The sequence below is a fragment of the Streptomyces ortus genome (genome assembly GCF_026341275.1).
Classification (GTDB): Bacteria; Actinomycetota; Actinomycetes; order Streptomycetales; family Streptomycetaceae; genus Streptomyces; species Streptomyces ortus.
Map to the genome: position 1 here is coordinate 677,680 of NZ_JAIFZO010000002.1, position 21,685 is coordinate 699,364.

At 71.5% G+C, this 21,685-nt stretch carries 18 protein-coding genes and 1 pseudogene; 6 read left to right on the forward strand and 13 right to left on the reverse strand.

Features of this window, described 5'->3' with window-relative positions; all coding sequences use genetic code 11:
- Positions 1–7 precede the first annotated feature (7 nt).
- From K3769_RS06260 to K3769_RS06275, 4 genes are all read right to left on the reverse strand, one after another.
- On the reverse strand, positions 8–976 hold the full coding sequence (locus tag K3769_RS06260; protein ID WP_372514873.1) for a DUF2510 domain-containing protein: 969 nt from the start codon (positions 974–976) through the stop codon (positions 8–10).
- Between the two features lie 219 nt (positions 977–1,195).
- Positions 1,196–2,014 (reverse strand): 3-oxoacyl-ACP reductase, encoded by an 819-nt coding sequence (locus tag K3769_RS06265; protein WP_267025450.1) that lies wholly within the window; start codon positions 2,012–2,014, stop codon positions 1,196–1,198.
- Positions 2,011–3,417, reverse strand: coding sequence for an aldehyde dehydrogenase family protein (locus K3769_RS06270; protein ID WP_267025451.1), 1,407 nt, complete (start codon positions 3,415–3,417; stop codon positions 2,011–2,013). Before K3769_RS06270 ends, K3769_RS06265 begins: the two co-directional genes overlap by 4 nt.
- Before the next feature lie 11 nt (positions 3,418–3,428).
- A complete protein-coding gene (locus K3769_RS06275) occupies positions 3,429–4,805 on the reverse strand; it encodes a glutamine synthetase family protein (RefSeq protein ID WP_267025452.1) in 1,377 nt (458 codons plus the stop codon).
- Between the two features lie 82 nt (positions 4,806–4,887).
- Here K3769_RS06275 and K3769_RS06280 point away from each other — a divergent pair, with 82 nt between their 5' ends.
- Positions 4,888–5,667 (forward strand): FadR/GntR family transcriptional regulator, encoded by a 780-nt coding sequence (locus K3769_RS06280; RefSeq protein ID WP_267025453.1) that lies wholly within the window; start codon positions 4,888–4,890, stop codon positions 5,665–5,667.
- Positions 5,668–5,729: 62 nt separating this feature from the next.
- Complete coding sequence (locus K3769_RS06285; RefSeq protein ID WP_267025454.1) at positions 5,730–6,416, forward strand: gamma-glutamyl-gamma-aminobutyrate hydrolase family protein; 687 nt, start codon at positions 5,730–5,732, stop codon at positions 6,414–6,416.
- Positions 6,417–6,861: 445 nt separating this feature from the next.
- Here K3769_RS06285 and K3769_RS06290 read toward each other — a convergent pair.
- Positions 6,862–7,807: pseudogene (locus K3769_RS06290) on the reverse strand (LysR family transcriptional regulator).
- Positions 7,808–7,877: 70 nt separating this feature from the next.
- On the opposite strand from K3769_RS06290, the gene K3769_RS06295 reads away from it, so the two are divergent.
- Positions 7,878–9,071 carry a TDT family transporter gene (locus K3769_RS06295; protein WP_267025455.1) on the forward strand — a complete coding sequence of 398 codons (1,194 nt, stop codon included), beginning with the start codon at positions 7,878–7,880 and terminating at the stop codon, positions 9,069–9,071.
- 196 nt (positions 9,072–9,267) lie between these two features.
- On the opposite strand, the gene K3769_RS06300 is transcribed toward K3769_RS06295, so the two are convergent.
- The 3 genes from K3769_RS06300 to K3769_RS06310 form a co-directional block, all read right to left on the reverse strand.
- Complete coding sequence (locus tag K3769_RS06300; RefSeq protein WP_267025456.1) at positions 9,268–9,831, reverse strand: helix-turn-helix domain-containing protein; 564 nt, start codon at positions 9,829–9,831, stop codon at positions 9,268–9,270.
- 192 nt (positions 9,832–10,023) lie between these two features.
- Positions 10,024–12,639 (reverse strand): ABC transporter permease/substrate binding protein, encoded by a 2,616-nt coding sequence (locus K3769_RS06305; protein WP_267025457.1) that lies wholly within the window; start codon positions 12,637–12,639, stop codon positions 10,024–10,026.
- Entirely contained in the window at positions 12,632–13,720 is a 1,089-nt protein-coding gene (locus tag K3769_RS06310) for a quaternary amine ABC transporter ATP-binding protein (protein WP_267025458.1), read from the reverse strand. Before K3769_RS06310 ends, K3769_RS06305 begins: the two co-directional genes overlap by 8 nt.
- A 295-nt stretch (positions 13,721–14,015) precedes the next feature.
- Here K3769_RS06310 and K3769_RS06315 point away from each other — a divergent pair, with 295 nt between their 5' ends.
- From K3769_RS06315 to K3769_RS06325, 3 genes are all read left to right on the forward strand, one after another.
- Positions 14,016–14,963, forward strand: coding sequence for a 5'-3' exonuclease (locus tag K3769_RS06315; RefSeq protein WP_267031265.1), 948 nt, complete (start codon positions 14,016–14,018; stop codon positions 14,961–14,963).
- 125 nt (positions 14,964–15,088) lie between these two features.
- Positions 15,089–15,937, forward strand: a complete 849-nt coding sequence (locus K3769_RS06320; protein WP_267025459.1) for a siderophore-interacting protein — start codon at positions 15,089–15,091, stop codon at positions 15,935–15,937.
- Between the two features lie 140 nt (positions 15,938–16,077).
- Positions 16,078–17,034 (forward strand): RluA family pseudouridine synthase, encoded by a 957-nt coding sequence (locus K3769_RS06325; protein ID WP_267025460.1) that lies wholly within the window; start codon positions 16,078–16,080, stop codon positions 17,032–17,034.
- Between the two features lie 17 nt (positions 17,035–17,051).
- On the opposite strand, the gene K3769_RS06330 is transcribed toward K3769_RS06325, so the two are convergent.
- The 5 genes from K3769_RS06330 to K3769_RS06350 all read right to left on the reverse strand — a co-directional run bounded on the left by K3769_RS06330 (position 17,052) and on the right by K3769_RS06350 (position 21,647).
- The gene (locus K3769_RS06330) at positions 17,052–18,491 is read right to left on the reverse strand and encodes a cytochrome P450 (RefSeq protein ID WP_267025461.1); all 1,440 of its coding nucleotides are present in this window, start codon (positions 18,489–18,491) and stop codon (positions 17,052–17,054) included.
- Positions 18,492–18,600: 109 nt separating this feature from the next.
- Positions 18,601–19,215: a GTP-binding protein gene (locus tag K3769_RS06335; RefSeq protein ID WP_267025462.1), complete on the reverse strand. Its 615-nt coding sequence runs from the start codon at positions 19,213–19,215 to the stop codon at positions 18,601–18,603.
- Positions 19,196–19,636, reverse strand: a complete 441-nt coding sequence (locus tag K3769_RS06340) for a DUF742 domain-containing protein (RefSeq protein WP_267025463.1) — start codon at positions 19,634–19,636, stop codon at positions 19,196–19,198. Before K3769_RS06340 ends, K3769_RS06335 begins: the two co-directional genes overlap by 20 nt.
- On the reverse strand, positions 19,633–20,040 hold the full coding sequence (locus K3769_RS06345) for a roadblock/LC7 domain-containing protein (RefSeq protein ID WP_107019841.1): 408 nt from the start codon (positions 20,038–20,040) through the stop codon (positions 19,633–19,635). The genes K3769_RS06340 and K3769_RS06345 overlap by 4 nt, the downstream gene beginning before the upstream one ends.
- On the reverse strand, positions 20,037–21,647 hold the full coding sequence (locus tag K3769_RS06350) for a sensor histidine kinase (RefSeq protein ID WP_267025464.1): 1,611 nt from the start codon (positions 21,645–21,647) through the stop codon (positions 20,037–20,039). The genes K3769_RS06345 and K3769_RS06350 overlap by 4 nt, the downstream gene beginning before the upstream one ends.
- Positions 21,648–21,685 lie beyond the last annotated feature (38 nt).

A 21,685-nucleotide genomic window follows, 5' to 3' on the forward strand; every position in this document is an offset into this window, starting at 1 on the left:
GCGGGCGTTACTGCGAGGGTCCGATGTCGCTGCCCACGCCCCCGCCCGTGTCCTGGTCGCCGACCGGCCGGATCCCCTTGGTGATCCGGTCCATGTCGGCCAGCGGCGGCCCCTCCGCGCCCGCGTCGAAGACGTACCGCACCATGACCAGCGACTCCGAGCCGACGCTGGACGGGAACGCCATCGACTGGACGTAACCGCCGGGCCCCGCCTCGGTCCTGACGCGCCAGCGCACGAAGTACCCGGTGCGCCCGGCGACCGCGACCTGCCCCTGCTCGACCAGGCGGTGGGACGTGATGCCGCCGAAGGGCCGCTCGTCGATCCTGTTGCGGTCGTACGCCAGATCGGCCGCGTCGGAGATGTCGTCCCGGGCGAGCGCCGCGGTGGACCTCTCGTCGTTCGCGGTCACAGTGCGGGAGATGACCGTGCCGTGGCGGCACAGGCCGTCGTCGCCCGGGCAGTCGTACGTCCCGGGTGTGGTCATCACCACATCGGTGTCCGACACGTTCTTCGGCCGGGCCCAGCCGTCGAGAAGCGGCAGGGTGATGCCGTTCAGCTCGTCCACGACGAGGCCGGGGTCGGCGGACGGCTCAGCGGACCCGGAGGCCGAGGACGGCGCGCCGGCCGGAACGGAGGCCGTGGGCGCGGTGGCCGCTCCGGGGTCGCCGTCGTCCTTGCCGAGGACGACGGCGCCCGTGACGATGGCGGCGACGAGGACGGCCGCCGCGATGGTGAGGGCGACCGCCTTGGCACGCCCGGAGCCGCCGGCCGACGGTGCCGGCACCGGCACCGTCGGTGCCACGCCGTACTGCTGCGGGTACGGCTGCTGCTGTGGGTACTGCTGGTGAAGCTGCTGGGGCTGTTGCTGTGTTCCGGGGGTGCGGCGGTGCTCGGTCCAGGCGGTCCCGTCCCACCAGCGCTCCGTGTGCGGGGCGGAGGGGTCCCGGTACCAGCCGGGCGGGGTCGTCATGCTCATCCCGGCACTCTAAGGGCTGTCCCGTAACTCCCGGCGGGCGCACGACGACAGCTACGGCACCTCGCGGCGTTGCCGGATCGCCCGAATACACCCGGTATGAGGGCGACCCGGCGCCTTGCGATGCACCGCATCTGACGCCGCACGCTGATCCACCGGGAGTTACGGGACAGCCCTTAGGCGCCCCCCGGCACGGGCACAGGGCCGTCCGCCAGACAGGGGCTAGAGCGGGGTGACGTACGCGCCCGAGATCCCGCCGTCCACCAGGAAGTCCGTGGCGTTCACGAACGAGGAGTCGTCGCTGGCCAGGAAGGCGACCGCGGCGGCGATCTCGTCCGCCTCCGCGAACCGCCCGAGCGGGATGTGCACGAGCCGTCGCGCGGCCCGCTCCGGGTCCTTGGCGAACAGTTCCTGGAGGAGGGGGGTGTTGACAGGACCGGGGCACAGGGCGTTGACCCGGATGCCCTCGCGGGCGAACTGCACGCCCAGCTCACGGGTCATCGCCAGCACCCCGCCCTTGGACGCGGTGTACGAGATCTGCGAGGTCGCGGCGCCCATCCGGGCCACGAAGGACGCGGTGTTGATGATCGACCCCTTGCCCTGGCGCCGCATGTACGGGAGCGCGGCCTTGCAGCACAGGTAGACGGAGGTGAGGTTGACCTCCTGGACCCGCTTCCAGGCCTCCAGGCCGGTCTCCAGGATCGAGTCGTCGTCGGGCGGCGAGATGCCCGCGTTGTTGAAGGCGATGTCGACGGACCCGTAGGTGTCGTTCGCGGTCCGGAAGAGCGCTTCGACCTGCTCGGGGTCGGTGACGTCGACCTTGACGAAGATCCCGCCGATCTCTTCGGCGGCGGCCCGGCCACGGGGCTCGTCGACATCGCCGCAGACGACGTGGGCGCCCTCGGAGGCGAGCCGGCGTGCGGTGGCGAGGCCGATCCCGCTGCCGGCGCCCGTGATGACGGCGGTACGCCCGACCAGGCGCCGGCAGACCACGGCGTCGGCCGACGTGGGCGAGGGGTTCGGTGAGGTCGGCGAGGTCACTGTGCGGGGCCCTCCGTGCTGATGAAGACGTTCTTGGTCTCGGTGAAGGCGGTCAGGGCTTCCGGGCCCAGCTCACGGCCGATGCCGGACTGCTTGAAGCCGCCGAAGGGGGTCCAGTAGCGGACGCTGGAGTGGGAGTTGACGGAGAGGTTCCCGGCGCGGACCGCGCTCGACACGCGCAGGGCGCGGCCCACGTCCCGGGTCCAGATGGAGCCCGCGAGGCCGTGGTCGGTGGCGTTGGCGAGCCGGACCGCCTCGGCCTCGTCCTCGAAGGGGAGGACCACGGCGACCGGCCCGAAGACCTCCTCGACGGCCACGCGCGCGTGGGGCTCGATACCGGTCAGGACGGTGGGCGGGAACCAGAAGCCGGGCCCGTCGGGGGCGGTGCCCCGGATGCCCGCCAGGCCCTCGGTGCCGTACGACCGTACGCGCTCCAGCTGGGCACGGGAGATCAGCGGGCCCATGGCGGTCTTCTCGTCGGCCGGGTCGCCGACGACGACGGACGCGATCGCGGGGGCGAGGAGTTCGAGGAAGCGGTCGTACGCCGAACGCTGCACGAGGATGCGGGTGCGGGCGCAGCAGTCCTGGCCGGAGTTGTCGAGGAAGGACATCGGGGTGGCCGCCGCGGCGGCCTCGATGTCGGCGTCGGCGAAGACGATGTTGGGGCTCTTGCCGCCGAGTTCGAGGGTGACGCGCTTGAGCTGGGCCGCTCCCTTGGCCAGCACCCGCTTGCCCACGGCCGTCGACCCCGTGAAGACGATCTTCGCGACGCCGGGGTGTTCGACCAGCGCTTCGCCGGTGACGGATCCGGTGCCCGGCAGGACCTGGAGGAGGTGCTCGGGAAGGCCCGCCTCCAGGGCGAGTTCGGCCAGCCGCAGGGCCGTCAGCGGGGTCGTCTCGGCCGGTTTCAGCAGGACGGCGTTCCCGGCGGCGAGCGCGGGGGCCGTGCCCCAGGCCGCGATCGGCATGGGGAAGTTCCAGGGCGCGATGACGGCGACCACGCCCAGTGGTTCGAGGATCGTGACGTCGAGGCCGCCGGCCACCGGGATCTGGCGCCCGGTCAGCCGTTCCACTCCCCCGGCCGCGTAGTCGAGCAGATCGCGGACGTTGCCCGCCTCCCAGCGGGCGTTGCCGAGGGTGTGCCCGGCTTCCCGGACCTCCAGCCGGGCCAGTTCCTCGCGGTGTTCGTCGACGACGACGGCGAACCGGCGCAGCAGCCGGGCCCGTTCGCCCGGCGCGAGGGCGGCCCAGCGGACCTGTGCCGCACCGGCCCGTACGACGGCCGCGTCGACGTCCGCCGGACCGGCGCCCGGGACGGTGGCGACGACCTCCTCGGTGGCCGGGTTGAGTACGAGCAGCTCATGCCCGTCGTGCGGGTCGGACCGGGTGGGGGTGTGCGACAACGAAGGACCTCTCACATGCGTTCGAAGGAGCGGCGCAGCTCCCAGTCGGTCACCGCGGCGTCGAAGGCGTCCAGCTCGACGCGCGCCATGTTGCGGTAGTGCGCGACCACCTCGTCACCGAAGGCGGCGCGGGCGATGGGGCTGTTCTCCCAGAGCTCGGCGGCCTCGCGCAGGGTGGTCGGCACGTGCTCGTACTCCGCGGTGTACGCGTTCCCCGTGCACGCCTCGGGCAGCTCCAGCTCGTGCTCGATGCCGTACAGCCCGGCCGCGACGAGTCCCGCGACGGCGAGGTGGGGATTGACGTCGCCGCCGGGGAGCCGGTTCTCGAAGCGCAGCGAACGGCCGTGGCCGACGACGCGCAGCGCGCAGGTGCGGTTGTCGTGGCCCCAGGCGACGGCGGTCGGCGCGAAGGAGCCCGGCTGGAAGCGCTTGTACGAGTTGATGTTGGGCGCGTAGAGGAGGGAGAAGTCCCGCAGCGCGGCCAGCTGTCCGGCGAGGAAGTACCGCATGACCTGCGACATCCCGCCGTCACCGGCACCGTGACCGTCACCGGCCATGGCGTTCGTGCCGTCGGCGTCGGCGAGGGAGAGGTGGATGTGGCAGGAGTTGCCCTCGCGCTCGTTGTACTTGGCCATGAAGGTGAGCGAGACGCCCTCCTGGGAGGCGATCTCCTTGGCCCCGGTCTTGTAGATGGCGTGCTGGTCGCAGGTGACCAGGGCCTCGTCGTACTTGAACACGATCTCGTGCTGCCCGGGGTTGCACTCGCCCTTGGCGGACTCGACGGTCAGCCCGGCCGCCGCCATCTCGTTGCGGATCCTGCGCAGCAGGGGTTCGATGCGCCCGGTACCGAGCACCGAATAGTCGATGTTGTACTGATTGGCGGGCGTCAGGCCGCGGTAGTTGGCGTCCCAGGCGTGTTCGTAGCTGTCCTTGAAGACGATGAACTCCAGCTCGGTGCCGACGTTGGCGGTGAAGCCGTGTTCGGCGAGCCGCTCCAGCTGGCGGCGCAGGATCTGGCGGGGCGCGGCCACGACGGGCGAGCCGTCGTTCCAGGCGAGGTCGGCGACGAGCATGGCCGTGCCCTCGTTCCAGGGCACGCGGCGCAGGGTGGCCAGGTCCGGATGCATGGCGAAGTCCCCGTAACCACGCTCCCAGGACGACATCTCGTAACCCTCGACGGTGTTCATGTCGGCGTCGACCGCGAGGAGGTAGTTGCAGCCCTCCGTGCCGTGCCGCAGGACGTCGTCGAGGAAGAAGCGCGCGGCGAACCGCTTGCCCTGGAGCCGGCCCTGCATGTCCGGGAAGGCCAGGACGACCGTGTCGATCTCGCCGCTCGCGACGAGGGCGTGCAGTTCCTCGACGGTGAGCGGGGGTGTGCGGTCTGCCACGGAAAAGGCCTCCTTCGCCGGTGATCGGCAATGGCCATAAGGTATGGCCGGGAACCATTGCTTGGGAAGGGGGCGCGGCCGGATGCCGGACTCTGATCCACACGGGCACGGCCACGGTCACCACCATGGCCACGGTCGAGGCCGCGGCGACCGGCTGGCGCCGGTGCTGCGGCCGGTGCGCGTGGGCAACGGCTTCGAGGAGGCGCTGGAGCAGATCCTCCAGGTCGTCCGGCTGGGCCTCGTGCCCGGCGGCGAACGGCTGCCCGCCGAGCGGGAGTTGGCGCAGCGGCTCGGGATCAGCCGGGTGACGCTGCGCGAGGTCCTGAGGGTGCTGCAGGACCAGGGGCTCGTCGAATCGCGGCGCGGCCGGTACGGGGGCACGTTCGTGCGGGCCCGTGCCGGGGCGACGGCGGCGACGGGCGGGGCCGAGCTGCGCCGGCGCGTCGAGAGGGTCGACATCGAGGACGTACTGCGCTTCCGTGAGGTACTGGAGGTCGGCGCGGCGGAACTCTGCGCGGCGCACGGCCTCTCCGGGGCGCGGGCCCGGCTCCTGCGTGAGGCGCTGGCCCGCACGCGGGACGCTCCGCTGGCGGAGTACCGCCGTACGGACACCGCCTTCCATCTGACCCTCGCCGAGCTGTGCGGTTCGCCGACCCTCACCGCCCAGTACGCGGCCGTCCGCTCGACGGTGAACGACCTCCTCGACTGCATCCCCCTGCTGGTACGCAACCTGGAGCATTCGCAGCGGCAGCACGCGGCGCTGGTGGAGGCCGTGCTGGCGGGGGACGCGGAGGGGGCGCGCGGGGCGATGCGTGAGCACTGCGCGGGTACGGCGGCGCTGCTGCGCGGCTTCTTGGCGTAGCCGGCATCGGGCCGCTTCACGGCAAAGGTATGAGTGCGCAAGTTTTGGAGGGGAGCGTGGGGATGGCCGACCGGCCACTGATCGGGGTCAGTACGTATCTGGAGACGGCGCGATGGGGGGTGTGGGAGCTGGAGGCCGCGCTGTTGCCGGCCGGCTATCCGCGGCTCGTCCAGGCGGCGGGCGGGGTCGCCGCGATGCTGCCGCCGGACGAGCCGGCGTACGCCGCGGGGGTCGTGGCCCGGCTCGACGGTGTGGTGATCGCGGGCGGCCCCGATGTGGACCCGTCCCGCTACGGGGCCGAGCGCGACGCGCGCTGCGGGCCCGAGGCGCGGGCCCGGGACAGCTGGGAACTCGCGCTGATCGAGGCGGCGCTGGCGTCCGGGACGCCGTTGCTCGGCATCTGCCGGGGGATGCAGTTGCTGAACGTCGCGCTCGGCGGGACGCTCGTGCAGCACATCGACGGGCATGTCGAGGCGGTGGGGGTGTTCGGACGGCACGTGGTGAGGCCGGTGCCGGGGTCGCTGTGCGCGGGGGTGGTCGGCGGGGAGGTGTCCGTGCCGACGTATCACCACCAGGCGGTGGGGCGGTTGGGCGCGGGGCTCGTGGCGAGCGCGTTCGCGGAGGACGGGACGGTGGAGGCGGTGGAACTCTCCGGGGCGGGGTGGGCGCTGGGGGTCCAGTGGCACCCGGAAATGGGAACGGACCTAAAAGTAATGAGGTCCCTGACCACCACAGCCACAGCCACGTAGCCCGGGTGCGCAGTTCCCCGCGCCCCTGGGGGGTGAGGTTGGGCCGGGATGTCGACTGCGGCCCAACCCGGGGTGCCCGCGCCGTTCCCCGCGCCCCTGGGGGGTGGGGCTTTGACTGGGATGTGGGGTGGGGGTCCGCTGCCGTTGGAGTGCGCAGTTCCCCGCGCCCCTGGGAGGGTGAGGGGGGACCCGGATGCCAAGTGTGGGTCAGTGGCCCCGCACCTCCATATCCCGACCCACCCCTACCGCCCAGGGCGCGGGGAACGGCGCGAGCAACACCGACCGGCCCGCACGCGACATCCCGGCCCACCCCCACCCCAGGGCGCAGGAACCGCGCACCCCGCCCCCGCCGACCCGCACGCGCAAACCCCGCCGGAGGCACTCACCAGGGGCGCGGGAACTGCGCAATCGGCTCCACCGGCCCGCGGGTGGGCTGCGGCAGGTCCTATGACCGGGTCAACGTCCAGGAGGTCTCCCGGGCCGGGCCCGCCGGGCAGTGGCCCGTCGGCCATACCGCGCGCAGGTCCCGCCCCAGCCCCACCCCTCCAACGGAATCTCCACCAACCGCCGAGCGGAAAGCTCCTCCCGAGCGCCAGTTCGCTCAGCACCGCCGGCCCAGCCCCCGACGCCGCGGACGCCTTCACCGCCGTCGTGGACGACAGCTCGATCAGCGGGCGGGCCGGCCCGCCGAGCGCCGCGTCCAGCACCTGCCGCGTCCCCGACCCCTCCTCCCGCAGGATCAGCGGCGTCGCCGCCAACTCCCCCACGTCCAGCGCCCGCCGCCGCCGCGCCCACGCGTGCCCGGGCGCGGTGACCACGATCAGCCGGTCGTGCGCGATCACCACCGAGTCGAGTCCGCCCGCCACGGACAGCCCCTCCACGAACCCGAGGTCCGCCTCACCGGAAAGCACCCGCTCGGCCACCACCGTCGAGTTCCCGGCGAGCAGCGACACCGCCGTGTCGGGCCGCTGCCCGCGCAGCGCGATCAGCCAGCCCGGCATCAGGTACTCGGCGATCGTCATGCTCGCGGCGACCCGCAGCCGCGAGTCCCGCCGGTCCCGCAGCGCCTGCGCTCCCGCGTCGAACGCCTCCGCCGCCTCCACCACCCGCCGGGCCCAGTCCGTGACCAGCGCCCCCGCGTCGGTGAGCCGCGACCCCCTCGGCGACCGTTCGACCAGCGCGACCCCCAACTGCCGCTCCATGGACCGGATCCGGCTGCTGGCGGCGGGCTGGGTGATCCCGAGCTCCCGCGCCGCCCGGCCCAGGCTCCCGAGCCGCGCCACCGCGAGCAGCAGTTCCAGCGCGCCCAGCTCGGGCACCCGGTGCGACAGTCCGCCCGCGCTCCCCGCCGCGCGGACCGGCCGGTCGTCCGTCCCCTCATCCCGACTCATAAGCCCACCTTATGCCCTCATAGGCCGGTACTCCCTGGTGGCCGTCCCAGCCGGGCGGCACCGTGGAGTCATGGTCACCGCCGTCCCCCGCCTTCCCACCCACAGAGGGCACACCCCGCACACCGGCCCCGCCACCCACCCCCCTGCCACCGCCGTCCGTCACCTCGGACCCAACTGGTACGCCCCCGTCATGGGCACCGCGATCGTCGCCACGGCGGGAGCCGGACTCCCGCTCGGTCTCCCGCACGGCGTCCCCGGCCTGCGTACCGTCTGCGCCGCGTTCTGGGCGCTCTCCCTGGCCCTGCTCATCGGCCTGCTGGTCGCGCGGGCCGCCCACTGGATCCACCACCGGGACCGGGCCGCGGCCCACCTCATGGACCCGGCGACGGCACCCTTCTACGGGTGCCTCTCGATGGCCCTGCTCGCCGTCGGCGGTGGCGCCCTCGTCGTCGGCCGGGACTGGATCGGTACCCCGGCGGCGGTAGCGCTGGACGCCGTCCTGTTCACCGTCGGCACCCTGATCGGCCTCACGGTGGCCGTGGCCGTGCCGTTTCTGATGATCACGCGTCACCGGCCGGACGCCTCACAGATCAGCGCCGTCTGGCTGCTCCCCCTCGTCGCCCCGATGGTGTCCGCCGCCCTCGGCCCCGCGCTCGTACCGCATCTGCCGGCCGGCGCGCCCCGCGCCACCCTGCTGCTCGCCTGCCTCGCGATGTTCGGCCTCAGCCTGCTGGCCACGCTGGTGACGCTGCCGATGATCTTCGCCCGCCTCCTCACGGGCGGCCCGCCGCCGCTCGCCCTCACCCCGGCCCTGTTCCTGGTCCTGGGCCCGCTGGGACAGTCCACGACGGCCACGGACAGGTTCGCCGCCGCCGCGCCCGGGGTCGTACCGGCCCCGTACGACCAGGGCTTCGCCGTCCTGGCGGTGCTCTACGGCGTACCGGTGCTGGGTTTCGCGCTGTTCTGGCTCGCGCTGGCCGGCGCGCTGGTGGTGCGGGCCCACCGCAGGGGTATGCGCTTCACGATGACCTGGTGGGCGTTCACCTTCCCGGTGGGCACCTGCGTGACGGGCGCCGAGGGGCTCGCACGGCGTACGGGGCTGGTGGTCTACGACGCTCTGGCGATCGCCCTCTTCGCCCTGCTCCTCACCGCCTGGACGGTGGCCGCCGCGCACACCGCCCGGGGCCTGTTCAGCGGACGGCTGCTCGCAGCGCCTCGGCCAGGACCGGCGGAGCCCGCGCCGACGACGGCCTGTACCACGTGAGATGGCGTCCGCCGCCGAGCCCGCAGGGCACCCCGGGGAACTCCTCGGGGCCGTCGTCGGCACGGCCCCGCCAGGTCCCGTACCTCGGTGAGGGAGGGCGCCAGCGACACCGCCCTCGGCCCCTTCTTCCCCGTCGGCGGGACCAGCTCCGCCTGCACTTCAGTGAACGGCGCCCGCGGCCGGGCCGGCACCGTGTTCACCGGCCGAGATCGTCAACCGCCTCGATGTGGTCCGCGACCGCGACGACCAGGACGCGGGTGTCCTCCTCGGTGGCCCGCCAGCGGTGGCGCACCCCGCCGGTCAGATACAGGGTGTCGCCCTTGCCCAGCCGGTAGGCACGGCCCTCGGCCTCGACCTCGACGACGCCTTCGGCCACGTACATCAACTCGTCGTTGCGGTGCTGGAACTCGCGGCCGGCGTCCTGGTCGCCGGAGAACTCCATGGCGTGCAACTGGTGGTGACCGCGCACCAGGGGGCGCACACGGGGCTCGTGGGTGAACTCGGAGTCGTCGGCGCGCATCACGTCGACACTGCGCGCCGGGTCGGCTGCCGCCAGCAGCTCCACGCGGGTCGTGCCGAGGGCGTCGGCCACCCGTTCCAGGGAGCGCGTGCTGGGCCGGGCCCGCTCGTTCTCGACCTGGCTGAGGAACGGCACCGACAGGCCGCTGCGCTCGGCGACGACGGCGAGGGTGAGCTCCAGTGCCCGGCGCCGCCGCCTGACGGCCGCGCCCACTCGAAGGGTTTCCTTGCTTTCGTCCATCGCCTCGGCTCCCCCCTGTGCGTCGTCGGTGCGCGGCTTCCTGATGTGTTGTCTGCACCCTACGGGTGTTCGCCAAACTGTTTCACGCGGCCGTCACATCCCCGTAAACATTGCCGCCTCGGTCGTGTATACGCGGAGAGGGGCGGACGGCACCGTACGGCACCGCCCGCCCCTCCTCGTCGTACTCGTCCGCTACTGCGGAGTCATGCGCTCCACCATGTCCGGGTGCTCCTTGAGCCACGCGGCGACGGCGTCCTCCTCGTGGCCCTGGCCGCGGTCCTTGATCTCGGCCTCCAGGCTGCCGAGCTCGTCCTCGCTCATCTTGAAGTTCTTGATCCACTTGGTGAGCTGCGGATACTGCTCGGGGAACTTCTTGTTGGAGATGGTCCGGATCGTGTTGCCCTCGCCGAACAGCTTCTTCTCGTCGGAGAGCTTGGTCAGCTTGTACTCGCTGTAGGCCCAGTGCGGCGACCACAGGGTGACGGCGACGGGCTCCTTCTTGGCGTACGCGCGCTTCAGCTCGGCCAGCATCGCGGGCGTGGAGCCGTCGACGACCTTGTACTCCTTGTCGAGCCCGTAGCCGGGAAGTACGTCCTTCTTGAGAAGGCTCATCTCGCCGGTGCCCGGCTCGATCCCGATGATCCTGCCGTCGAAGGTGTCGGCCTTGCCCTTGAGGTCCGCCAGGGACTCGACGTCCTTGACGTAGGAGGGCACCGCGATCTCCAGGGACGTCGGCTCGTACCAGGTGCCGAGGTCCCTCAGGTTGTCCTTGTGCTTGTTCCAGTAGTTCGACTGCGCGTAGGGCAGCCAGGCGTCGAAGTTGAGGTCGATGTCACCGGAGGCGAGGCCCGTGTAGACCGGGCCGACGTCCATCTGCTTCAGGTTCAGCGTGTAGCCGCGCCGGGCCAGCACGTTCTTCCACAGGTAGGTGACGGCGACGTCCTCGTCCCACGGGAACCAGGCGACGTCGATGGCGTTCTTCGCCTCGGCGGGGGTCTTGGACGAGGAGCTCGCGACCGGCGCCAGCTTGTCCACGACCTTGGAGTTGCTCTTCAGCCAGGTGCGCACGGCGTCCTGCTGCGCACCCTTGCCGGCCTTGTTGATCTCCGCCTCGAGGCTGGTGAGCTGGCCCTCGGTCATCTTGAAGTCCTTGAGCCACTTCCCGACGACCGGCTCGTCCTTCGCGAACCCCTTGCGGGACAGCGTGTGCACACCGTCGCCCTTGCCCCAGGCGCCCTTGGGGTCCTCGAGCTTCTTCAGCTTGTACTCGCTGTACGCCCAGTGCGGCGACCACAGCGTGCCGACGAACGGCTCCTTCTTGGCGTACGCGCGCTTCAGCTCGGCCAGCATCGCGGGCGTCGAGCTGTCGACGACCTTGTACTCCTTGTCGAGCCCGTACTCCTTGAGGACCTTCTTCTTGAGGAGGCCCATCATTCCGGCGCTGGACTCGATGCCGGTGATCTTGCCGTCGAACTCGTCGGCCCTGCCCTTGAGGTCCGCCAGGGACTTGATGTCGTCCATGTAGGCGGGCACGCTCAGCTCCAGGGACGTCGGGCCGAACCAGGAGCCCAGGTCGTCGAGCTGCTTGCCGTACTTCTTCCAGTACTCCGCGTGCGTGACGGGCAGCCACGAGTCGGTCTGGAAGTCGATGTCGCCCTGTGCGAGGGAGGTGTAGAGCGGGCCCGCGTCGAACTGCTTGACCGCGACCTCGTACCCGCGCCGCTCCAGGATCTCCTTCCACAGGAAGGTGGAGGCGACGCCCTCGTCCCAGGGGATGTAACCGATGGTGATCTTCTTGCCCTGGCCGACGTTCTTGGAGTCGGACGCGGCGGTCCCGGTGTCGTCGGAGCCGAACATGCCCATGCCGCCCGCGACGAGCGCCAGCACGACGACGCCGACCACGGCCACGGTGGGCTGCGGCCGGTAGGTCCAGATCTTCAGGCCCTGCGCGGCACGCAGCTTGGCGGCGGCGCGGCGGCCGAGCGGGGAGACCTGGGTGCCCAGCGCGCTGGTCATCCGGTCCAGGTAGATGGCGAGGATGACGATGGCGACGCCCGCCTCGGAGCCGAGGCCGACGTTCAGCTGGCCGATGGCCTCGTTCACGTCACCGCCGAGGCCGCCGGTGCCGACCATGCCCGCGATGGCGGCCATGGACAGGCCCAGCATGATGACCTGGTTGACGCCCGCCATGACGGTGGGCAGGGCCAGCGGCAGCTGGACGCGCAGCAGGATGTTGCCGGGGGTGGTGCCGAACGCGTCGGCGGCCTCGACCAGTTCCTTGTCGACCTGCCGGATGCCCAGTTCGGTCATCCGGACGCCGGGTGCCAGCGCGAAGATCAGGGTGGCCACGATGCCCGCCGGGGCGCCGGTGCCGAAGAACAGGATCGCCGGGATCAGGTAGATCATCGCCGGCAGCGTCTGCATGAAGTCGAGCACGGGCCGCACGATGCTGCTGACCCGGTCCGAGCGGGCCGCCCAGATGCCGACGGGCACGGATATGACGAGCGCGATGATCGTCGCCACCAGGACGAGCGACAGCGTCACCATCGCGTTCTCCCACAGTTCGAGGGAGTCGATGAACGCGAATCCCACGAAGGTGAGGAGGCCTGCCGAGGTGCCGCGCAGCCAGAACGCGATGACCGCGAAGATGCCCGCGAGGAGGAGCGGTTCGGGGGCCTGGAGGACGGCGTTGATGCCGTCGTAGGCGCCGAGGAAGACGGTCTTGAAGAAGTCGAAGAGCCACGCCATGTGGTTCAGCAGCCAGTCGACCGCGTCGTTGACCCAGTCGCCGAAGGGGACTCTAGGCATCGGTCTTCACCGCCCCGAGGGTCTTGCCGCGGGGAGTGTCGCAGGGCGCGGGTTCGCCCTGTTCGTCACCGAGGAAGCCGACGAGCCGCCGCCGTGGCACGACTCCGACCAGCTTGCCCTTCTTGTCGACGACGGCGACGGCGTGCGTCAGCCGCGCGCTGACGGCGCACAGTTCGCCGAACGAGGTGTCGGGCCGCGCGGTCTCGCAGCCGCAGTCCGCCTCGTCGCCGCGCAGCTCCGTGTCCATGACGGAGGCCGCGGTGAGGACCCGGGAGCGGTCGACGTCCTGGGTGAAGGAGGCCACGTAGTCGTTGGCGGGGCGCACCAGGATGTCCTCGGCGGTGCCTATCTGCACGATCCGGCCGTCCCGCATGACCGCGATGCGGTCGCCGAGGCGCATCGCCTCGTTGAGGTCGTGGGTGATGAACACGATGGTCTTCTTGAGCTTCTTCTGCAGTTCGATCAGCTGGTCCTGCATGTCGCGGCGGATCAGCGGGTCGAGCGCGCTGAACGACTCGTCCATCAGGAGCAGGTCGGCGTCGGTGGCGAGCGCCCGGGCGAGGCCCACACGCTGCTGCATACCGCCGGACAGTTCGTCGGGCCAGGACTTCTCCCAGCCGGCCAGACCGGCCAGTACCAGGGCCTTGTTGGCGCGCTCGTGGCGTTCGGCGCGCGGCACGCCCTGCACCTCAAGGCCGTACGCGGCGTTCTCCAGGACGCTGCGGTGCGGGAAGAGCGCGAAGTGCTGGAAGACCATGCTCACCTTGCGGGAGCGGACCTCACGCATCTCACGGTCGTTCAGCGCGGTCAGGTCCTGTCCGTCGAAGACCACACGGCCCCCGGTCGGCTCCAGCAGCCCGTTGAGCATGCGCAGCAGCGTGGACTTGCCGGATCCGGAGAGTCCCATCACGACGAAGATCTCGCCGGGCTCCACCGTGAAGGAGGCGTCGATCACCGCGGCGGTGATGCCGTCGGCGCGCAGTTCCTCGCGGTCGGCTCCCCCTCGCAGTCGCTCGACGGCCTCGCCTGGTCGTCTGCCGAACACTTTGTAGAGCTGTTCCGCCTGCAGCCTGGATGACACAAGTACCTCTCCGGTCGAACGAGGACGGCCCGCCTCCCCCGCCTGCGGGCCGTGGAGCGACGCGGGGTCCGCCCGCTCATCCGGCGCGCACATGTTCAGCTGTGGTTGAAAATGTGACCGGGTTCGCTCCGCACCGGCCCCTGCCCCGACTCGGTTGGCGCAAACATGACCGTGGCCCAGTTCACAGTTTGTTTACTTCCGGACGGTTGCGGAACCCGTTCGCGCCCGCCCGGCCACGCGGGCCCTTTCGGGCACCGTCCGCGCCGGACCGTGACTGTCAGTGGCGTACGGCATGATGCGAGGCGTGACGCAGCAGACGCAGCAGCCCCGGCGAACCATGCTCCTCGACACCGCCTCCCTGTACTTTCGCGCCTATTTCGGCGTGCCGGAATCCGTCAAGGCCCCGGACGGCACTCCGGTGAACGCGGTGCGCGGACTTCTTGAGTTCATCGACCGGCTGGTGAAGGACCACCGGCCGGACGACCTGGTGGCCTGTATGGACGCGGACTGGCGCCCGCAGTGGCGGGTGGACCTGATCCCCTCCTACAAGGCGCACCGGGTGGCCCAGGAGACCGGGACGGGGCCGGACGAGGAGGAGGTGCCCGACACCCTCTCGCCGCAGGTGCCGGTCATCGAGGAGATCCTGGACGCGCTGGGCATCGCGCGCGTGGGAGTCGAGGGGTACGAGGCGGACGACGTGATCGGCACGTTCGCCGGCCGTGCCACGGGCCCGGTCGACATCGTCACCGGCGACCGCGACCTGTACCAACTGGTGGACGACAAGCGGGGCGTGCGCGTGCTGTACCCGCTCAAGGGCGTCGGTTCCCTGCAGCTCACGGACGAGTCCTGGCTGCGCGAGAGATACGGCGTGGACGGACCGGGGTACGCGGATCTCGCGCTGCTGCGCGGCGACCCCAGCGACGGGCTGCCGGGCGTGCCGGGCATCGGTGAGAAGACGGCCGCCAAGCTGCTGGCCGAGTTCGGGGATCTGGCCGGGATCATGGCGGCGGTGGACGACCCGAAGGCCAAGCTGACTCCGTCGCAGCGCAAGCGCCTGGACGAGTCACGGCCGTACGTGTCGGTCGCGCCGAAGGTCGTCAAGGTGGCCGGTGACGTGCCTCTGCCGGAGGTGGACACGGCGGTGCCCCGCGCGCCGCGCGATCCGGCGGCCCTCGACGCGCTGGCGGCGCGCTGGGGTCTCGGCGGTTCGCTGACGCGTCTGCTGTCGACTCTGGAGTCCTGAGGGGGACACTGGACACCTGGGGCCGCACCACCGTCCCCTGTTCAACTGAGGCGCGTCACAGGGGTGCGACACCGCGAGAGGTGCTAACTTAGGTAAGCCTTAGCGAACTTATCCAGGAGGCCGTTATGGCAGAGCGTCCGGCACGCAAGGCTCCCAGGCCGCACTCCGCGCGAGTCGTCCGCACGGAGCGGCTGACCCCGCACATGCAGCGGGTGGTCCTCGGGGGCGAGGGGCTCGCCGACTTCACCGCGGGCACCAGCACCGACCATTACGTGAAGCTCCTGTTCGGCGCCGAGGGCGTGACGTATCCGGAGCCCTTCGACATGGCGCGGATCCGTGAGGAGTTCCCGCGTGAGCAGTGGCCCGTCACGCGCACGTACACCGTGCGCGCCTGGGACCCCGTGCAGCGTGAACTGACCCTCGACTTCGTGATCCACGGCGACGAGGGCCTCGCCGGGCCCTGGGCGGCCCGCGTCCGGGCGGGCGAGCTGGTGCGCTTCCTCGGACCGGGCGGGGCGTACGCCCCCGACACCGGGGCCGACTGGCATCTGCTGGCCGGCGACGAGAGCGCGCTGCCCGCCATCGCCGCCTCGCTGGAGGGCATGCCCCACGGCGCGCGGGTGCGTGCCTTCGTGGAGGTCTCGGGGCCGGAGGAGGAGCAGAAGTTCGACTCCGCCGTCGAGGTCGTCTGGCTGCACCGCGGTGACCGGCCGGTCGGCGAGGCCCTGGTGGCGGCCGTCCGGGCACTGGAGTTCCCGGCGGGCCGGGTGCACGCGTTCGTGCACGGCGAGGCGGGCTTCGTGAAGGAGCTGCGGCGGCTGCTGCGCGTCGAGCGGGAGATTCCGCGCGAGGACATCTCCATCTCCGGTTACTGGCGGCTGGGGCACAACGAGGACGGGTGGCAGGCCGCGAAGCGCGACTGGAACGCGCAGGTGGAGGCCGAGCAGGAGGGTGCGCCGCCGGCCGCCTCCTGAATGCGGGGGTCCCTCCGGGGGCGGTTCTGCGTCTGCGGGCCAGCTGTCGCTGGTCGCGCAGTTCCCCGCGCCCCTCGAAGGCCGGGCTTGGCCCCGCGACCTGGCGCCCTCGGGACGGCCGCCCTGCGTACGCTGACCAGGTGAGACGCAGACCCAGGATCCCGCCCTCTCCCCTGCCGCAGCGCGAAGGGGTGGATCCGGTGCGGGTACGGCTGCCGGCCGACGGGGCCTGGAGCACCGTACGGGAGCATCTGGCGGAGCGGCTCGCACCACGGGCCGCGGTGGTCGACCGGATGCTCGCCGCCGGCGAGATCGTGGACGCGGACGGGCGGCCGGTGACGGCGGACACGGCGTACGTGCCGGGGATGTTCGTCTGGTTCCACCGGGACCTGCCCGACGAGGAGCGGGTGCCGTTCCCCGTCGAGGTCGTCCACCGCGACGAGCACATCGTGGTCGCCGACAAACCGCACTTCATCGCCACGACGCCCCGGGGCAGCCATGTCACCGAGACGGTGCTCGCACGGCTGAGGCGGGACCTGGGACTGCCCGCGCTGGGCGCCGCGCACCGGCTCGACCGGCTCACCGCCGGGCTCGTCCTCTTCACGGTGCGGCCCGAGGAACGGGGCGCGTACCAGTCACTGTTCCGCGACCGGCTCGTACGCAAGGAGTACGAGGCGGTGGCCGCGTACGCACCGGCGCTGGACCTGCCCGTCACGGTCCGCAGCCGGATCCGCAAGGAGCGGGGGGTGCTCGCCGCCCAGGAGGTGCCGGGCGAGCCGAACGCCGAGACCCGGGTCGAACTGCTGGAACATCAGGGCGACCGGGCCCGCTACCGGCTGCTGCCGCACACCGGCCAGACCCATCAGCTGCGGGTTCACATGAACGCGCTGGGTGTGCCGATCCTCGGCGACCCGCTGTATCCGGTGGTCACCGGCCCCGTGCCGGCCGGTGACTTCCGGCGCCCGCTCCAACTGCTGGCGCGGGTGCTGGAGTTCACCGATCCGGTCACGGGGCACCGCCATGCGTTCCGCAGCGCGCGGACCCTCCGGGCCTGGTCCGCGCACGACGACTGGGCCGGTGACGGACAGCCCGGGTGACGTGGGGACAGCGCGGCTCAGTAACCGCGCCACCAGCGCACGAAGCGCTGCCAGGCGCCGAGCCGCTGTCCGGGTTCGGCCGGCGGGTCCGCGGCCGGGGGCTCCGGCAGGTCGATCGTGGGACGCGGCACCGGAGCGGCCTCCAGGGACGGGTCGGCGAGGTCCCAGTCGGGGCGCGGGCGGGGCACCTCGCTGACGCCGGGCCGCTCCATGACGTCCTGCGGTGAGGCCGGGGCGAACCGGACCGGCAGTTCCGCCAGATGCCGCGAGGAGATCGAGGCGGTCCACGTCAGGTCGTCCTCGTCCACGGAGAGCTGGACGTCCGGCAGCCGCTTGAGGAGCGCGTCGACGCCGACGTCCGCGATGGCACGGCCGATGTCCTGGCCGGGGCATTCGTGCGGGCCGCCGCCGAAGGCGAGGTGCGAGCGGTTGCCCATCATGTTCGCCTTGAGGTCCGGGCGCACGTGCGGGTCTACGTTGCCCGCCGCCATCCCGAGGAGCAGCCCGTCGCCCTTGCGGATGCGCTGCCCGCCCAGCTCCGTGTCCTGCTTGGCGAAGTAGCCGAGGACGTTGCTGAACGGCGGCTCGTTCCAGAGGGACTGCTCCACCGCCTGCGGCACCGTCATCTGGCCGCCGTTGAGCTGGGCGCGGAAACCCGGGTCGGTGAGCACCACGCGCAACACGTTGGCCAGGAGGTTCGCCGTGGCCTCGTACGCGGCGAGGAGGACCACCCGCAGGTGCTGGCCCACCTCCTCGTCGGTGAGTCCGGCCGGGTGGTTGATGAGGTGGCTGGTGAAGTCCTCGGCGGGCTCGGCCCGGCGGCGGACGGTGAGCCGCATCAGCACGCTCATGACGTACTCGTTGCTGGCGATCGCGGTCTCGGTGCCCTTGAGGAGGTCGCGGGTGGCCTGCACCATCCGGTCGTCGTACTCCTCGGGCATGCCGAGGATTTCGCACAGCACGGCCATCGGCAGGTGCTCGGCGAACTGGGAGACCAGGTCGGCGGTGCCGCGGTGGCAGAAGTGGTTGACCAGCTCCTGGGTCCAGTGGTTGATGTGGCGGCGCAGGTCGCGGGAGTTGATGGTCGACATGGCGCCCATCACCGAGCCGCGCAGCCGCTGGTGTTCGTCGCCCTCGGCGTGGGAGCAGATCGGCTGCCAGGTGATGAGCGGCATCAGCGGGTGGTCGGGGCCGGCCGTGCCGTCCAGGAGGGGGGTCCAGATACGGCTGTCGCGGGTGTAGACCGAGGGGTTGCTGATCATGTGCAGGTTCTCGCCGTGTCCGAGCACCAGCCACATGGGCACGTCGTTGTGGAGCAGCACGGGCGCGACGGCGCCGTGCTCCGCGCGCAACTTCTCGTACAGGGCGGCCAGATCCTGGGCGTCGGGTCCGTACAGCCGGCGCAGTCCGCCGGGGCCCGTGCCGTGGGCCGGGCAGCCAGGCGGCGGACCGGACATGGGATCGGCCGTATCGGTGAGGGAGTGGGATTCAGGCGTCACGGTGATCGCTTTCGGGGATGGGGTGTTCCGGCTTACCGGATGTGGGGACAGCGCATGCGCGGGGCGCTCACGCCGAGGCCATGGCGATGGAGTGCAGGAAGCGCATCAGCGTCATCAGGACATCGCGGCTGGAAGCCCGCCGGCGCGCGTCGCACGTCATCATGGGGATCTCCTCGGACAGGTCGAGCGCGGCCCGCAGGTCCTCGATGGGGTAACGGGGGCCGTCCGGGAAGTCGTTGACGGCGACGACGAACGGCACGCCGCGTTCCTCCAGGCGTCCGATGACGTCGAAGCTGACCTCCAGGCGCCGGGTGTCGACCAGGACGACCGCGCCCAGGGCGCCCTCGAACAGCCCGTTCCACAGGAACCAGAAGCGCTCCTGACCGGGGGTGCCGAACAGGTACAGCACCAGCTGTTCGGTGATGCTGATCCGGCCGAAGTCCATCGCGACGGTGGTGGCCGTCTTCGTGTCGGAGCCGTAGTTGTCGTCGACCCCGATACCGGCCTGCGTCATGGTCTCTTCGGTGGTCAGCGGCCTGATCTCGCTGACGGAACCGACCATCGTCGTCTTGCCGACCCCGAAGCCGCCCACGATCACGATCTTCACCGCGGCGGTCGCCGTGTGCGGGAGATGGTCCTCGGTGCGGGGCCCAGGGACGGTGTCAGAGCTTTTGAAGTCCATGCATCACCGCTTCGAGAAGGGATCGGTCGGGCAGCTCCGCGCGGACGATCGGAGCGCGCGCCTGTACCAGGTCAGCCGTCAGCAACTCGGTCAGCAGGACGGTCACCACGCTGAACGGCAGATTGAGATAGGCCGAGACCTCGGCCACGGACATGGGGGCCTGGCAGAGCCGGAGCAGCGCCGACTGTTCCGGCTGGGCGGTGGGCGGGGCATCGGCGCACGCCACGACTAAGGTCACCAGGTCCAGTTCGGCGCGGTCGCCCCCCTCGACCTGGCCGGTGACGACGTACAGCCGCTCCGGCTCGCGTGGCCTGCTCTGCCCGCCCGGCCCCGGCAGGCCGCCGGGGCCGGGCGGCGGGGGCGCGGGTTTCCGTTCGGGCGCAGCCTTGGGCTGGCGCCGGCGTCGTTGGGGAGGACTCATACGGTCTGCCCGTTGCGCCGGGGCGGACTCGTGAGGTGCGCTCCGATCCGGACGACGAGGTCACGCATCCGGGCGCTCATGAGTCCGGCGTCTACGTGGGCCTCGGCCAGGACCGCGAGATAGGCGTTGGGGCCCGCGGCCATCATGTAGAAGTAGCCGCCCTCCATCTCGATGATGACCATGCGCATCTTGCCGTCGGTGTCGGGGATCTCGGTGGCGACGGCCCCGGCGAGGCTCTGGAGTCCGGCGCAGGCCGCGGCGATGCGGTCGGCGGCGTCGGGGTCGCCGCCGTACCGGGCGATGCGCAGACCGTCGGCGGAGAGGACGACCACCTGCCGGGTGCCGTACACCCCGTCGGACAGCTCCTTGAGCATCCAGTCGAAATTGGCGCGCTGCTGGATCACGTGAGGTCCCCCTCGTCGTCGGCCTCGGTGCGGGCCGGACTGTTCGTCGCTCCGGGCGTCTGCTGCTGGTCGCCGTCGCCTTTGAGGCCGGCCATGAACGCCTCGACCCACAGCCCGGGTTCCTTCTCTTCCTTCTTCTTCTTCTTGGGCACCTGGGTGGACGACCGGGTCCAGTCGATGACGGGGCGGCCCTCCTTGCGCGCGGCCTCGGCCTCCGCCGCGGCGGCCCTGGCCTCCTTCACCCGCTGGCTGTAGGGGACCGTGACCCGGCTGCGGCGCTGCGGCAGCCCGTTGGCCGTCCACTCGGTGACCTCGGGGACGTCGTCCTCCATGTCGTCCGGCCGGGAGGTGCGGGGTCCGGTGGTGGGGCGGCGCTTCTTCTCGATGCGCTGGGGGCCCTCCACGCCGTCGAAGTCGACCTTGGGTACGGCCGCCGCTCCGATGCCGTGGGCGAGAGCGGGGGCGTTGTCCTCGGTGAGGAGCTTGCGCGGTACGACGAGGACCGCGCGGACGCCGCCGTACGCGGACTGCCGCAGGGAGACCTGCATGTCGTACATGTCCATGAGGCGGCCGACGACGGCGAGGCCGAGCCGGGGGTCCTCACCGAGCTGGTTGAGGTCGGGGCCCTTCGCCGCCTGCGCGAGCATCGCCTCGGCCCGGATGCGGGCCTCCTCGCTGAGGCTGACGCCGGCGTCCTCGATCTCGATGGCCACGCCGGTCTGCACCTCTACGGCGGTGACGTGGACCTTCGTGTGCGGCGGCGAGTAGCGCGTGGCGTTGTCGAGGAGTTCGGCGGCGGCGTGGATGACCGGCTCGACGTGGATGCCGTCGACGCTCACCTTGGCGATGGAGTGCAGCTCGATGCGCCGGTACTCCAGGATGCGGGACATGGCACCGCGCAGCACGCTGTACAGCGGGACCGGGGCGGGCCACTGGCGGCCGGGGCGTCCGCCGCCGAGCACCGCGATGGAGTCGGCGAGGCGGCCGATCAGCGCGGTGCCGTGGTCGATGCGCAGCAGGTCGTCGAAGACCTCGGGGTTGCGCCCGTGGTCCTCCTCCATCTCGCGGAGTTCCACGTTCTGCTGGTGGACGATCGCCTGCACGCGGCGGGCGATGTTGACGAAGGAGCGCTGCGCGGCCTCGCGCTGCAGTTCCTCGTTGTCGATGATCTGCAGCAGTTCGATCAGGAGCGCGCGCTGGGAGCGGGGGATGTTCCGCTGGGCGGGGTCGTTGTCGATGAGCCGCCGGACCGTCTCGTGGGGCGACCGGCCGCCGCGCATCGCCTTGAGCACGGTGGGCAGCAGGTGTTCGCGGAGATGGTCGATCTCGGCGTCGTGCAGGGAGACGCGTCGTTCCATGGATTCGGTGCGGCGGGCGAGTTCGGCCCGTACCGCGCGGATGACCCGGCCGCGCCGGACCGCTTCCGCGACGGTGGCGATCACGAGCAGGGTCGCGACGGCTCCGCACCAGCCGACGGCCGCGCGAGCCGGCTGCGTCACCAGGGCGACGGCGGTGCCGGTCGCGACGGCCATCACTATGGCCGGCAGCAACAGCACGCGCGCGTAGGGAACGTCACGGCCACCGGGAGGCAATTGAACACTCACCATGTATGCCCTCTGAGACAAGTCGACTGAAGTCGGGGGGA